Source organism: Pseudomonas sp. Seg1 (assembly GCF_018326005.1).
Classification (GTDB): Bacteria; Pseudomonadota; Gammaproteobacteria; order Pseudomonadales; family Pseudomonadaceae; genus Aquipseudomonas.
In genome coordinates this window covers 5,175,916-5,189,732 of the sequence record NZ_AP021903.1, presented here as the reverse complement: position 1 = coordinate 5,189,732, position 13,817 = coordinate 5,175,916, and the positions used below count along the sequence as shown (strand labels likewise).

The following is a 13,817-nucleotide window of genomic DNA, read 5'->3' as shown; positions in this document are numbered from 1 at the left end:
AAACAACCCTACACACGCCTAGCCCTGAGCCACACTTGGCCGTAAGCTGCGCGGGCCATGACGGCCGTTACTGTGTACGGAAGAGGTGCCCATGCGAATTCTATTGGTCGAAGACAACCGCGATATCCTGGCCAATCTGGCCGATTACCTGGGGCTCAAGGGCTACACCGTCGATTGCGCCCAGGACGGTCTGTCGGGCCTGCATCTGGCGGCCACCGAGCATTACGACCTGATCGTGCTCGACATCATGTTGCCTGGTATTGATGGCTACACGCTGTGCAAACGACTGCGCGAAGATGCCCGCCGCGACACCCCGGTGATCATGCTCACCGCCCGCGATCAGCTCGACGATCGCCTGCAGGGCTTCAAGTCCGGGGCTGACGATTATCTGATCAAGCCATTTGCCTTGTCCGAGCTGGCCGCGCGCATCGAAGCGGTGATGCGTCGTGCCCAGGGCGGTGGTCGACGTGCCTTGCAGGTCGGCGATCTGAGCTACGACCTCGATACCCTGGAAGTGACCCGCGAAGGCAAGCTGTTGAAACTAAACCCGGTCGGCCTGAAGTTGCTGGCGGTGTTGATGCAGAAGAGCCCACACGTGCTGCGCCGGGAAATTCTCGAAGAAGCGCTGTGGGGTGATGACTGCCCGGACAGCGACAGCCTGCGCAGCCACGTTCACCAATTGCGCCAAGTGATCGACAAACCGTTCGCCAAACCATTGCTGCACACCGTGCACGGCGTCGGTTATCGCCTGGCCGAGGGTCGTGATGGAGTTTAAGCAAAGCCTTTCCCAGCGGATCATCATTGCCTTTGCATTGATGAGCGCACTGGTGGCCGGGGCGTTCGCGATGGGCATCGTCGCAACGGTGCACCTGGTCGAGGAAAAACTGATTTCGGCAGGGCTGGGTGGCGATTTGCAGCGCCTGTTGCTGATGGACAATGTCTCCGACTGGAGCCATCGTCCGGAACCCGATCAGTTGTTCTATTTCAGCGGCGGGCCCGGTGATTTCGAACTGCCGAAAGATTTGCGTCACCTCGATTCCGGATTCCACGAAGTCTTCCGCGAACAATTGTCGTATCACGCGATGGTCGAGATCGTCGACGGTCGGCGCTACGTGTTGCTGCAGGATCAAAGCGATTTTGAAGAGCGCGAGCGTGTGCTGTTTGCCGTGGTGCTGGTGGGCTTTGTGCTCAGTCTGGCGTTGGCGGTGTTCCTCGGCTGGGTGCTCGCGCGCAAAGTGATGGCGCCGGTGGTGCGGCTGGCACGGCAGGTGCGTCATCGCGATCAGTTACTGGGGCTGGCGCCACCGTTGGCACCGGACTACGCGGCTGACGAAGTCGGCGAACTGGCGGTGGCGTTTGACGCCACGCTGGGGCGATTGCGTCAGGCCCTGACTCGCGAGCGCTTGTTTACCAGCGACGTCAGCCACGAGTTGCGCACTCCGCTGATGGTGTTGGCCAGCTCCTGCGAGTTGCTGCTCGAGAATCCCGCGATCGATCAACGCGGTCGCTCGCAGGTCGAGCGCATTGCTCGCGCCAGTGAGGAAATGCGTGAGCTGGTGCAGACCTTCCTGATGTTGGCCCGCGCCCAACGCGAGGACTCCGGGGCATCGCCGCAACAGAATCTTGCGCAAGTGGCGGACAGCCTGCTGTGCGTATGGCGCGAACCGATCGAAAGCAAAGGCCTGACCTTGCAGTTCGAGCCCGGCAACCCTCCCGCCGACTGTTACAACGCTACGTTGCTGACGGCGGTGATGGGCAATCTGCTGCGCAATGCCTGCCATTACACCGAGCAGGGGTTCATTCGTCTGACGCTGACGGGCAATGGCTTTGTGGTCGAGGATTCGGGCGTGGGGATTCCCGAGGAGAAACGCGAGGCCATGTTCGAGCCTTTCGTGCGTGGCAGTGAAAAGCGCGGAGAAGGTCTGGGCCTCGGCTTGTCTCTTGTGCAGCGCATCTGCGAGAACCAGGGCTGGACGGTCAGCTTGAGCACGATGAAGCCCAATGGCTGCCGCTTCGAGGTGGATCTTGGCAATATCGGGCGCAAATAGTGGCTCCATGCTACTCCCGCCAACCTGTCTAAATCCTGTATAACGCTGTAATACTTTGCCGGTTTACCTGACATTTTTTTCACAACCGGATGACCTGACGCTGACACGCCGCTGCTTAAGGTGGCGTCATCAGTAACTCAGGAGTCCTGGTGATGGCCGGCCCGATCAAGCTCGATTTTTCAGAAAAGTACGACGATCAACATGCGCAGAAGTACCTGCGCAAACACAAAGAAAGTCTTGGCCGTCGCCTGTCCCACTGGCGTGACGAGCAGTTGGCCCGCAAGGCTCTGACACTCGCCGGTGAACCTGGTCTGGTGCTGGATCTACCCTGCGGTGCCGGACGCTTCTGGCCATTGCTGGCGGAAAAGCACAACCGGGTGATCATCGGTGCGGATAACTCCGAGTCAATGATCAAGACGGCACTGCAAGCTCAACCGGCCGACGTGGTGAAACGGGTACAACCCTTGCACACCTCAGCGTTCGACATCGCTTTGCCGGATAACGCCGTCGACAGCATTTTTTGCATGCGGCTGCTGCATCACATTGGTGAAGCCGAGCACCGCCGGGCGATTTTGCGCGAATTCGAGCGCGTCACCCGCGACAGCGTGATCGTTTCTTTGTGGGTCGACGGCAATTTCAAGGCCTGGAAGCGCAAACGAGCTGAGCAGGATCGTCCCAACCGCGACTACCAGAATCGCTTTGTGTTACCGGTTGCTACGGTTGAAAAAGAATTTGAACAGGCGGGTTTCCGCATTCAGGAACAACTGGACTTTATTCCGCTCTATGCGATGTGGCGGGTTTACGTATTACGCAAGAGGTAACAGGATGGCAGTGCAATTTGCAGCAGAAACGGAAGTCGCTCCCCAGGATCGCTTCGACTACTACTGGAGTCAGCGCGGTGAGTGGGTGGAAGAACCGAATGTTCGCCGTGGTGGTGAAAGTGGCGTGCAAAGGATCGTCGGCCGGGATGGCCAATTGCTCTATGCCAAACGCCAGACTGGACATATTTACCGTAGCTGGCTGCATCCGTTCGGCCGCCCGACCGTGCTGCGCGAACTCGATGCGCTGACCGGCGTCAGCAAACTCGGTGTGCGAGTGCCGCAAATCGTTTTCTGCGGCGCTCAGCCCGATCCGCAGCACAAGTGGCGTGCATTGTTGGTGACCAAGTCCCTGGACGGTTTCCAGGAACTGGAACACTGGCTGGCTGCTGCCGGTGGCCGCGATCAGTGCGGCGATGCGATCTATGAGCGTGTGCTCAAGGATCTCGCCGAAAACCTCGCGCGTATGCACAAGGGGCGCTGGCAACACAGCTGCATCTACATCAAACACGTTTTCGTACGGGTGACGGGCGAGGGCGAATCGGCAAAAGTTGAAGTGGCATTGATTGATCTGGAGAAATGCCGCCAGCGCCTGACCGCTTATCGCGCCGCCTCCCATGACATGAAACAACTGCGCCGCCATTCGTCGTTCCGCGACGCGGACTGGAAGAAACTCGTCTATTTTTACGAGACGGCGTTTGGCAGCGCTATCAAAGGTTTATAGCGATGAAACTCGAAATTGCACGAGGTTTGTTCCTGGTAGGGGCCTTGGCAGTTGCTTCACTGGCGGTGGCTGCCTGGGAGCAGCCCCGCATGCAGGTTGTTGGCGCGTCTGTAGACGATGCTCACTGCGCGGTACCACGGGTGGCGAAAGCCTCCGTGGCGACCAAACCCGACCATGATTTGTTGCTGTTCATGTTCGGACTTTCGCAAGGGATGAGGCCGCAAAGTTGAACCGATTGAAGCCCACATAAAAGGCCTCGCAGATGCGAGGCCTTTTTTTATCCTTGGGCAACGCAGATCTCTATGTAGGAGTGAGCCTGCTCGCGATAGCGGTGTGTCAGTCAATACCAGGGTGCCTGACACACCGCTTCGCGAGCAGGCTCACTCCAACAGGGTTATGCGGTTGGTTTGGGATCCGGTTTCGCCAGCAGGGTATAGATGCAAGGCAACACAAAGAGCGTAAACAACGTGCCGATCGACATCCCCGTCGCAATCACCGTACCGATATCAAACCGGCTCACCGCTCCCGCGCCGGTCGCCAGAATCAGCGGCACCATGCCGAACACCATTGCCGCCGTGGTCATCAGCACCGGCCGCAGACGAATCGCGGCGGCTTCTTCCACCGCCTCACGCGCGCTCAGGCCTTTGTCCTTGCGTAACTGGTTGGCGAATTCGACGATCAGGATCCCGTGCTTACTGATCAAGCCGATCAGCGTTACCAGCCCGACCTGGGTGTAAATGTTCATGCTCGACCAGCCGAGGAACAGCGGAATCAGAGCGCCGCAGATCGACAGTGGCACCGTCACCAGAATCACCAGCGGATCGCGGAAGCTCTCGAACTGCGCCGCCAGCACCAGAAAAATGATTGCCAGCGCCAAGGCGAACGTCACCCACAGGGCACTGCCTTCCTGCACGAACTGCCGTGACGCGCCGCCGTAATCGAACGCAAAACCGGCTGGCGCTTCTTCCCGGGCGATCTGCAATACCGTATCGATCGCTTCACCCATGCTCACCAACGGGAAGCCGGAGATCTTCGCCGCATTGAGTTGCTGGAACTGGTTGAGCTGGCGCGGACGTGCGCGGTCGCTGACCTTGATCAGCGTCGACAGGGGCAGCAACTCGCCCTGGGTGTTTTTGACGTAGTAATTGTTCAGCCAGCCCGGGTTGTCGCGATACGGCCGTTCAACTTGGGCGATGACCTTGTAGCTGCGCCCTTCGATGGTGAAACGATTGATTTCCGCCTCGCCCAGCAGAGTGGCGAGAGTGCCACCGAGGTCCTGCATCGACACGCCCATCTGCGCGGCTTTGGCGCGGTCGATGTCGACCACCACTTCCGGTTTGTCGAACGCCAGATCGAGGTCGACGAAAGCGAACTTGCCCGACTCCATGGCGCGCTTCTTGATCCGGTCGGCCACTTGCAGCAGCAGTTCATAATCGTTGGCAGTGTTGACCACGAATTCGAACGGCAAACCTTCACCGGTACCGGGCAGGGAAGGCAGGTTGAATCCAAAAATCTGCAAGCCCGGGATGGCGCCCAGTTTGCCTTGCACCTCGGGAAGGATTTCCATCTGCGTGCGGCTGCGCTCGTTCCATGGCTTGAGCAGGAAGCCGCCGATCCCCGCCTGCACACCGTTGTAGCCGTTGATCTGGAACGAGGAGTAGTACTCCGGAAACTCCTTGAAGATCTTGATGAACTCGTCGGTGTAGGTGCTCAGGTAATCAAGGTTGGTTGGCTGCGGGGCGGTGGCCATCATGAAAATGATGCCCTGGTCTTCGTCGGGCGCCAGTTCCGATTTGGTGAACTTGAGGAACACCGGAATCAGACACAGCACGATCACGGCGAACACCAGCACCACCGGCCGGGTGTTCAGCGTGCCGTGCAGCATGCTTTGGTAACGGCGTTTGAGGCCGTCAAAGATGCGGTCGAGGCGATGCGCCAGCCCGCTGGGGTTTTCCTCGTGACGCAGCAAAAAGGCGCACATCATCGGCGACAGTGTCAGCGCGACGACCCCGGAAATCACCACCGCGCCGGCCAGGGTCAGGGCGAATTCCTTGAACAGCGCACCGGTCAGCCCGGTGAGGAAGCCGATTGGTGCGTAAACGGCTGCCAGGGTGATGGTCATCGACACCACCGGCATGGCGATTTCCCGAGCGCCCTCGAGTGCCGCGTCGAACGGCGTCTTGCCTTCCTCGATATGGCGGTGGATGTTCTCCACCACGACAATCGCATCGTCCACCACCAGACCGATTGCCAACACCATCGCCAGCAAGGTCAGCAGGTTGATCGAGTAGCCCATCATCTGCATGAAGAACATCACGCCGATCATCGACAGCGGAATGGTCACCACCGGGATCACCACCGAACGCAGCGCGCCGAGGAACAGGAACACCACGACGATGACGATCAGCACCGCTTCGAACAGGGTTTTCACCACTTCGTCGATGGACGCCTGAATGAACAGTGTGGCGTCGTAGGCGATCTCGCTTTTCAGGTTCGGTGGCAGTTGAGCTTCCAGCTCCGGCATCAGCTTGCGCACTTCCTTGATCACATCAAGCGGGTTGGCCCCCGGCGTAGCCTTGATGCCGATGTACACCGAGGGGGTGCCGCCGAACGAGCTGATCGAATCGTAGTTTTCCGCACCCATTTCCACCCGTGCGACATCGCTGAGCAGCACGCGACTGTCGCCACTGACCTTGAGCGGAATCGCGGCGAAAGCCTCGGCGGATTTCAGTTCGGTGTTGGCGTTGATGCTGGTGACCACGTACTCGCCTTTCACTTCGCCGGCGGCGGAGAGGAAGTTGTACTGGCGCACCGCGTTGGTCACGTCGCTGGCGCTGAGGCCGAAACCGGCGAGTTTCACCGGGTCGAGCCAGAGGCGCATGGCGAACACCTGATTGCCGAGAATCTCCGCCTCGGCCATGCCCGGCAGGGTCGCCAGTTTTGGCTGGATCACCCGTGACAGGTAGTCGGTGATCTGCGGGTTGCTCAAGTCCTTGCTGAAGAAACTGATGTACATCAGCGCCGAGGCGTCAGCGGATTCCTTGCTCAGTACCGGGTCTTCGGCGTCCTGCGGCAGTTTGTTCTTCACCTCGTTGGCCTTGGCCAGCAACTCGGTGAACAAGCGGTCGGTGTTGGAGCCGATGCGTGCGTAGATCGAGATCACCGAGAAGTTCTGCCGACTGACCGAGGTCATGTAGTCGATGCCTTCGGCACTGGCCAGGCTCTGTTGCATCGGCTGGGTGATGTAGCCCTGAATGGTCTCGGCGTTGGCCCCGGGGTACGCCGTGGTCACGGTGATCAGGGCGTTTTCCATTTGCGGGTATTGGCGCAGCGGCAACTTGCTCCAGGCCTGAAAGCCCAGCAGCACAATCAGCAGGCTGACCACGGTGGCGAGCACCGGGCGGCGGATGAACGGATCAGTAAAAGCCATGGGGATTCCTTGATCAGTCGGCGCGGGGCGGACTGTTCTGCTCGCCGAGGGTCTTGTCGTCGCTGATGGCAATGTGTGCGCCGTTGTCCAGTTTGATCTGGCCGGCCGTCACCACTTGTTCGCCGCTCTGTACGCCCTTGTTGATCATCACCAGGCCATCGCGGCGTTCACCGGTTTCGATGAAGCGCCGCTCGGCGATCAGCACCGGTTGGCCCTTGTCGTCTTTTTCGACGCTGCCATCCTCGGCTTTTTTCTGCCCGACCACGTACAGCGAATTGCCGTAGAGGGTGTAGGTGATCGCGCTTTCCGGCACCACGACGTGGGTCTGCGGATCCGGCAGCAATACTTCGAGGCTGGCAAACATGCCCGGCAGCAGTTTGCCGTCGGGGTTGGCCAGGGTGGCGCGGACGAGGATGTTGCGCGTGGTGCTTTCGACGATAGGGTTGATCGCGCTGATTTTGCCCGGGAAGTTCTGGCCGGGGTAAGCGCCGGCCGAGACGTTTACCGGTTGGCCGATAGCGAGTTTCGGCACCGACTGCTCGGGCAGGTAGAAGTCGGCGTAGAGGCTGCTCAGGTCCTGCAATGTGGCAATTTTGGTGCCGCTGGCGAGGTAGTCGCCGACGTCGACCTGACGGATGCCGATGGTGCCGCTGAACGGGGCGAGGATGCGTTTTTTCGCCAGTGAGGCATTGAGCTGATTGACCGTGGCCCGGTTCTTTTGCAGAACAGCGGAGAGCCGGTCGTATTCGCCTTTGGAGATCGCGCGGCTGTCGACCAGTTGGCTGCCCCGGCCGAAGTCCAGTTGCGCCAGACCAAGGTCAGCCTTGGCGGTTTCCAGCAGGGCGGTTTCAACGGCGCTGTCGAGTTGCAGCAACGGTTGCCCGGCTTTGACCTTCTGCCCTGATTCGAACTTGAGCTCGGTGACGGTGCCGGCGACTTCCAGGCTCAGCTCGACGCCTTGCAACGCCTTGAGCGTGCCGACCGTGGGCAAACGCATCTGCCACGGGCGCTCGGTGGCGTTGGCCACGGCGACGCTGATCGGCGGTTTCGGCTTGGAGAAGCCCTGGATCATCGTATAGATCGAAAAGGCTTTGTACCCGCCCAGAACCAGGACGATCAGCAACACAACACCCAACATGATCAGCATGCGGCGACGCAGCATATTTCCAGTTCCTTGGATAAATCAGGTGAGACAGGCGGGCACATTACTCCGAGTTCAGGGGGGATTCCAACTGGCAGTTATTACAGGTGAGGACGGAGTGAAGAAGTCTGAACACAAAACCTGTGGTGAGGGGATTCATCCCCGATGGGCGGCGAAGCCACCTCAAAACCTGCAACCGCGGTCTGTCAATTGAACCGTGTGCGATGGTTTTGCGACTGCTGCGCAGCCGATCGGGGATAAATCCCCTCGCCACAGGTTATGAGTCGTACTCAGAACAGGTGGGTTATGCGATCAAGTGCAGATGGTTGTCCCAGAGCCCCGCCGGCAGTTCCAGCGGCTTGGCCAGCAGCTCATCTTGGCGGCAATCGTAATACCGGCAGCGGCCCTGACCGGAGGTCACGACAAAACCGTCCTTCACCGCACCAACGCCCGCGCAATCGGCCAGCGGTGCATCGAGGCGTACTTCGCCGCTGTCCAGATCCCAGATGAAAAAACGGTTGCCACGCGGCGCAGTCAGCGCCACCAGACGCAAATCGCTGTGTACCGCGACGCTGGCGGTGTAATGCCCCATCGACTGTAACTGATGGTCCGGCACCGGGAACGCCACGAATGGCTGCCCCGGACGCTTGATCGCCAGCAACTCCGAACGTTCGTGAGACGCGCCCATGAATTGCTGACCGGCGACGATGGTGCCGTCACTGGCGATCCCCAGATGCCGCACGCTGTTCATCTGCTGGGCGAGGGTTTCCTTGCTCAGCAAGGTGCCGTCGCGCTGCATCAGCACCAGGCTTGGCTCCATGGCGTTGAGGTTCATGTCGACGCGGCTTTCCGCCTCGGTCCGAATCCCGCCGTTGGCCACCACCAGGGTTTCGCCATCGGGCATCCACGAGACCTGATGCGGGCCGAGGCCGTGGGTGGAAATCTCGCCGCTGTGCACCAGCCGCTCGCCTTCAAATTTGTACACCCCGAGCAAGCCACGGCCCGGATCGGTCGTGTCGTTTTCGGTGGCGTAGAGGTACTCGCCATCCTTGTGAATCACCGCGTGGCCGTAGAAATGCCGGTTCGGCTGCGACGTCACGGTCTGCAACAATGTGCCGTCGCGCAGGTCGATCAGGTAGCTCTCGGTGCCCGGCCGGCGGGCGACAAACAACGCAATCGGCAGCGTCGGGTGGTTGATGATGTCGTGGCAACGCTGGCCGACTTCGGTGGTGAACAGCCGCGTGCCGTCGAGCCGATAACCGACGGCGTAATGCTTGCCGTCGGTGTCGTCGCGCGCCGACAGCAGCAGCGGGCTCTGATCCTTGCGTTTGAACAGCGTCCAGCCGCCCAGCGTCACTGCTCCCAGCAGCACACTACCTAAAGTCAGAGCCTGGCGTCGCAGCATGGCAGTTGCCCTCATCAGTCACCGTCGTTGGCGTTGAAGCCCAGTTGGATACCCAGCGCCTTGGCCAGTTCGCCTTCGTGCAGGCGATGGACGACGTTGAGGCTGTCGTAGATATCGTTGAGTTGCTGGCGACCGGCGTCGTCCTCGAGCATTTCGCCAAGTGAACGTTGGGTGCTGTCGAACAGTTTCAGCGAGGCGGCATAAGCGGCGTCGATCTTGTCCGCCAGCGGTTTTTGCTCGGCTGGCAACAGACCACGCAGGCCTTTGTTGTCGACGCCTTCCCATACGGTTTTGGCGGCGGCGAGGCTGGCTTCCAGCGCGGTCAGCGACGACTGGCTACGCCATGCATCGGCCTGGAACGGCTGCGGCACGCCCTTGCTCTGGCGGCCCATTGGCGTACCGAGCTTTTTCTTCAGAGTGTCGAGGGCGGTGACCTGTACACGCAGCAGATCGGCGATCGCTTCATGGGAGTCGGCGTAGCGCTGGTTCGGGAATTTGCTCATCTGCGCGAGCATGCCGTCGCTGTTGTTCCAGCTCTGCAGAATCTCTTCGGCCAGTTGCTTCTGGCGTTCGCCGATGGCGATCAGCAGCGGGCAGTACTTGGCTTTCTGTTCGGCGTTGGCGACATCAGGCTTGGCATCGAACAGGATGTATTCGTAAGCCGACAGGCCCTGAACCACCACGCTGGATTTGGCCAGGGCGGCAGCATCGATCTGCGGCTGGGCGACGACCAGTTGCTCGACCTGACGGCCAACAAGGTTTTTCTTGTCCGGCCAGAACTGCACCTGCCACGAACGGTTGCCCTCGGCCAGCGGGCCGATCAGCAAAGGTTGCAACTCGGCCCAGGCTTTCTGCGCGTGCAGGAAGTCGGCGCGAGCGGTTTCCAGGTTCTCTTTGCCTTGGCAGTAGGCGAGGGCGCTGACGGCCAGTTGCTTGTCGGCTTCGACCCAACGGGTGTAGGTCGGCAGGATCACCGATTTGGCGATGGCCGCCGAGGTGACCGCTTGCGGATCCTGTGGCGAGCAAGCGCCGAGGGCAAGCGCGGCAAGGCTGGTGAACAACAACTTGGGACGGAACATGTCGGGCTCCCGATTCTTTTAAGTGTTTAAAGTGAGTTCAGAAACGCCAGCAGCGCGGCACGCTGCTCGGCATTGAAAGCTAAAACCTGTTGCTGCGCAGCTGCAGCTTCGCCGCCGTGCCAGAGCACCGCTTCGAGCAGATTGCGTGCGCGGCCGTCATGCAAAAACTGGGTGTGGCCACTGACCGCTTGGGTCAGGCCGATCCCCCACAACGGCGGGGTGCGCCAGTCGCGGCCGGAGGCCTGGAATTCTGTGCGGTTGTCGGCCAGACCGTCGCCCATGTCGTGCAGCAGCAAATCGCTGTACGGGCGAATCACTTGATTGGCCAGTTCAGGTTCGGCCGCGTTGGCAGCGGTGGTGTATTTCGGTGTGTGGCAGGACTGGCAACCCGCCTGGAAAAACAAGTTCTTGCCGGCCAGCACTTGCTCATCGTTGACGCCTCGGCGCGCGGGTACGGCAAGGTTACGGCTGTAGAACAGCACCAGACGCAAAATGTTGTCGCTGACTTCCGGCTCGCCGTCCGGGCCATTGCCGTTCGGCGCCTGTTTGCAGGCGGTTTGCGCGGCGGTGCAGTCATCGAACGGTCTCAGACTGGTGGTGAGGCCCATGTCACCGGAAAACGCGTGAACATTCTGTTGATTGAGGTTCGGCTGCCCGGCTTTCCAGCCAAACCGGCCGATCACGGTTTTCTGTAATTCGTCATCCCAAACGCGGTTCGGCCGGCCATTGATGCCGTTTTTTTCTTTGGCCTGCGCGGTGGCATTGGCGAGGATCGCCTCTTCTGGAATCGCTTCGAGCAGGCCGAGGCCGATCATTGGCGGGGCGACGCGGGCCGAGAAACGCGTGTCCGGGTGCATCGGGCCGTAGCCGAGCTGGGTGATCTGCAACATCGGTTTGCGCAGTTCGACTTCAGTGCCGTCCTTGAAACGGATCGGCACCGGCGTGTAATCGACGCGCACCTTGCCTTCCGGAGCGACGCCGGGCACCGCCATGTCCTGGAATTGCCCGCCGTAGACTGGCTCTGGTACCACACCCACCTGCTCGATGAGTTTGGCAAACTCCGGCGCATCGGGGATCGACAGGCGCACCAGCATCGATACGGCGTTGGCGGCATCGGGCGCTGGCGGATGACCGCGACCGTCCTTGATGTGGCAGTTCTGGCAGGCGTTGGTGTTGAACAGCGGGCCGAGGCCATCGCGGGCGGTGGTGGTCGACGGCGCGATCACCCACGGGCTGCGGAAAAAGCTGTTGCCGACGCTGAAGTCCACCCGCCGCGACGGCGGCAGGTTGGCCGAGGGCAGGGAGAATGCGTTCTGATCGGTCTTGCGCACGGTCGCCGCGCCCCCCGAGCGTGCTTCACCGGGCTCGGCCTTGGTGAAACGCGGGGCGTCATCGCAGGCACTCAGGCTCAGGGCCAGAAACAGTGCGGACAAGCGAAGAGGCAGCGAGGGCATCAGACATCCTGCGGACGGGCGAAAGCAAAGGCGCAAAGTCTAACAGGGCCGGGGGGATTGAATAAGAGGAATTATCGTTTGCTTGATTTGCGGCAGGGTTTCACTCGAGACCGAGGCGCAGCCATCGCTGGCAAGCCAGCTCCCACAGGATTTGTGTTGTACCCGGAGTGTGTGAACGCCGCGAAAACTGTGGGAGCTGGCTTGCCAGCGATGAGGCCATCAGCATCACCGCAAAAAGCAGGTATGAAAAAGGCGACCCGAAGGTCGCCTTTTTTTGACGCGGACGCTGTGATCAGAATTCGTGATCAGCGTTATCCGGGTTCAGGTCGCTGATGCCCAGTTTGCCGGCAGCGGCTTCGATCGAACCGGTCTGCTTGACCAGCGAGGCGATGGCGTCGCGAACGATCTGATTGCCCGCCGTGTTGCCGGCAGCGATCAACTGGTCGTAGTGCTCACCCTTGTTGGCGTGATCGACCATGACCTGGATCTTCGCTTCGGTGGCGGCCAGATCGGCTTTCAGTGCGGTGTCGGCAGCCGGATCGGCCTTGGCCACCAGCGAAGACAGGCTGGCGCCGGTCAGTTTGGTGCCATCAACACGGGTGTACTCGCCCAGGTAAACGTTACGAATGCCTTTGGCATCGTAGAAGTGCGAGTTGTGGGTGTTGTCGCTGAAGCAATCCTGTTCGTCTTCAGGGGAGTTGGCTTCCAGGGAAACCTTCATGCGCTCGCCCGCCAGTTCGCCCAGGGACAGACTGCCCATGCCGAAGAGCATTTTGCGCAGACCGGTTTCAGCCGGCTCGGCTTCCAGGGTGGCGCGATAGTTGTCAGCCACGTTCGGCTTCCAGTTACCGACCATTTCTTCCAGGTCGCTGACCAGCAGTTGGGTCACGGACTTCAGGTAGGCACGACGACGGTCGTTGTGGCCGCCAGTGGCGCCGGCGCCTTCCAGGTAGTCGGAAGCAGGACGGTTGCCAGCGCCAGGGCCGGTACCGTTCAGATCCTGGCCCCACAGGAGGAACTCGATGGCGTGGTAGCCGGTGGCGACGTTGGCTTCGGAACCGCCCAGTTCGTTGAGGCTGGCGAGTTTTTCCGGAGTGATGTCTTTAACGTCGACCTTGTCTTCGCCGACCTGTACTTCGGTGTTGGCGATGATGTTGGCAGTGGCGCCCGGGTTGCCCAGTGCGTGCTCGTAGGATTTGTCGACGTAGTCGATCAGACCCTCGTCCAGTGGCCAGGCGTTAACCTGACCTTCCCAATCGTCGATGATGGTGTTGCCGAAGCGGAACACTTCGCTCTGCAGGTAAGGCACGCGAGCGGCAACCCAGGCAGCCTTGGCGGCTTTCAGGGTGTCAGCGTTCGGCTTGGCGAGGAACGCGTCGACGGCAGTTTGCAGGGTTTTCGCGGTGGATTCGGCATCGCTGTAAACGGCGAAGACCATGTCGGCGTAGTGTGCAACCACAGCCTTGGCAGCGGCTTCGTCGACTTTACCGGCAGCGGCTGGCGCGGCCGCTGGAGCAGCGGTGCTGGCGGCTGGAGTCGGCGTGGCCGGGGCGGCAGCCTTGTCTTTGCCTTCGCCGCAACCGGCGAGGGAAATAGCGATGGCCAGCAGACTGGCGGTAGCCAGAGGCATACGAATCATGGCGAACATCCTGCTTCGGTAATTGAATGGACTCACGCGGGGGGTGCGCAAAACTGCGACATAATGCAAATCTTTCGCA

At 60.6% G+C, this 13,817-nt stretch carries 11 protein-coding genes; 5 read left to right on the top strand and 6 right to left on the bottom strand.

Annotated elements, in window-relative coordinates; all coding sequences use genetic code 11:
* Positions 1 to 91: 91 nt before the first annotated feature.
* From colR to KI231_RS23250, 5 genes are all read left to right on the top strand, one after another.
* Positions 92 to 775, top strand: a complete 684-nt coding sequence (colR, locus tag KI231_RS23270; protein ID WP_103305500.1) for a two-component system response regulator ColR — start codon at positions 92 to 94, stop codon at positions 773 to 775.
* Positions 765 to 2,048, top strand: a complete 1,284-nt coding sequence (locus KI231_RS23265) for a sensor histidine kinase (protein ID WP_103305501.1) — start codon at positions 765 to 767, stop codon at positions 2,046 to 2,048. Before colR ends, KI231_RS23265 begins: the two co-directional genes overlap by 11 nt.
* A gap of 152 nt (positions 2,049 to 2,200) precedes the next feature.
* A complete protein-coding gene (locus KI231_RS23260) occupies positions 2,201 to 2,869 on the top strand; it encodes a class I SAM-dependent methyltransferase (protein WP_103305502.1) in 669 nt (222 codons plus the stop codon).
* A 4-nt stretch (positions 2,870 to 2,873) separates the two neighbouring features.
* A complete protein-coding gene (locus KI231_RS23255; RefSeq protein ID WP_103305503.1) occupies positions 2,874 to 3,590 on the top strand; it encodes a lipopolysaccharide kinase InaA family protein in 717 nt (238 codons plus the stop codon).
* Positions 3,591 to 3,592: 2 nt separating this feature from the next.
* Entirely contained in the window at positions 3,593 to 3,820 is a 228-nt protein-coding gene (locus tag KI231_RS23250) for a hypothetical protein (protein WP_034153490.1), read from the top strand.
* A 164-nt stretch (positions 3,821 to 3,984) separates the two neighbouring features.
* Here KI231_RS23250 and KI231_RS23245 read toward each other — a convergent pair whose 3' ends face one another.
* The 6 genes from KI231_RS23245 to KI231_RS23220 form a co-directional block, all read right to left on the bottom strand.
* The gene (locus KI231_RS23245; RefSeq protein ID WP_213026451.1) at positions 3,985 to 7,020 is read right to left on the bottom strand and encodes a multidrug efflux RND transporter permease subunit; all 3,036 of its coding nucleotides are present in this window, start codon (positions 7,018 to 7,020) and stop codon (positions 3,985 to 3,987) included.
* 13 nt (positions 7,021 to 7,033) lie between these two features.
* A complete protein-coding gene (locus KI231_RS23240; protein ID WP_213026450.1) occupies positions 7,034 to 8,182 on the bottom strand; it encodes an efflux RND transporter periplasmic adaptor subunit in 1,149 nt (382 codons plus the stop codon).
* Between the two features lie 283 nt (positions 8,183 to 8,465).
* Entirely contained in the window at positions 8,466 to 9,566 is a 1,101-nt protein-coding gene (locus KI231_RS23235) for a DUF1513 domain-containing protein (RefSeq protein WP_213026449.1), read from the bottom strand.
* 14 nt (positions 9,567 to 9,580) lie between these two features.
* The gene (locus tag KI231_RS23230) at positions 9,581 to 10,645 is read right to left on the bottom strand and encodes an imelysin family protein (protein ID WP_213026448.1); all 1,065 of its coding nucleotides are present in this window, start codon (positions 10,643 to 10,645) and stop codon (positions 9,581 to 9,583) included.
* A gap of 26 nt (positions 10,646 to 10,671) precedes the next feature.
* Positions 10,672 to 12,099 carry a di-heme oxidoreductase family protein gene (locus KI231_RS23225; RefSeq protein WP_213026447.1) on the bottom strand — a complete coding sequence of 476 codons (1,428 nt, stop codon included), beginning with the start codon at positions 12,097 to 12,099 and terminating at the stop codon, positions 10,672 to 10,674.
* A gap of 292 nt (positions 12,100 to 12,391) precedes the next feature.
* Positions 12,392 to 13,738: an imelysin family protein gene (locus KI231_RS23220; RefSeq protein ID WP_103305509.1), complete on the bottom strand. Its 1,347-nt coding sequence runs from the start codon at positions 13,736 to 13,738 to the stop codon at positions 12,392 to 12,394.
* Positions 13,739 to 13,817 lie beyond the last annotated feature (79 nt).

Coding starts and splice junctions, on each gene's coding strand:
- colR (WP_103305500.1), top strand. CDS start 92: ATGCGAATTCTATTGGTCGAAGACAACCGCGATATCCTGGCCAATCTG.
- KI231_RS23220 (WP_103305509.1), bottom strand. CDS start 13,738: ATGATTCGTATGCCTCTGGCTACCGCCAGTCTGCTGGCCATCGCTATT.
- KI231_RS23255 (WP_103305503.1), top strand. CDS start 2,874: ATGGCAGTGCAATTTGCAGCAGAAACGGAAGTCGCTCCCCAGGATCGC.
- KI231_RS23260 (WP_103305502.1), top strand. CDS start 2,201: ATGGCCGGCCCGATCAAGCTCGATTTTTCAGAAAAGTACGACGATCAA.
- KI231_RS23250 (WP_034153490.1), top strand. CDS start 3,593: ATGAAACTCGAAATTGCACGAGGTTTGTTCCTGGTAGGGGCCTTGGCA.
- KI231_RS23240 (WP_213026450.1), bottom strand. CDS start 8,182: ATGCTGCGTCGCCGCATGCTGATCATGTTGGGTGTTGTGTTGCTGATC.
- KI231_RS23225 (WP_213026447.1), bottom strand. CDS start 12,099: ATGCCCTCGCTGCCTCTTCGCTTGTCCGCACTGTTTCTGGCCCTGAGC.
- KI231_RS23230 (WP_213026448.1), bottom strand. CDS start 10,645: ATGTTCCGTCCCAAGTTGTTGTTCACCAGCCTTGCCGCGCTTGCCCTC.
- KI231_RS23245 (WP_213026451.1), bottom strand. CDS start 7,020: ATGGCTTTTACTGATCCGTTCATCCGCCGCCCGGTGCTCGCCACCGTG.
- KI231_RS23235 (WP_213026449.1), bottom strand. CDS start 9,566: ATGCTGCGACGCCAGGCTCTGACTTTAGGTAGTGTGCTGCTGGGAGCA.
- KI231_RS23265 (WP_103305501.1), top strand. CDS start 765: ATGGAGTTTAAGCAAAGCCTTTCCCAGCGGATCATCATTGCCTTTGCA.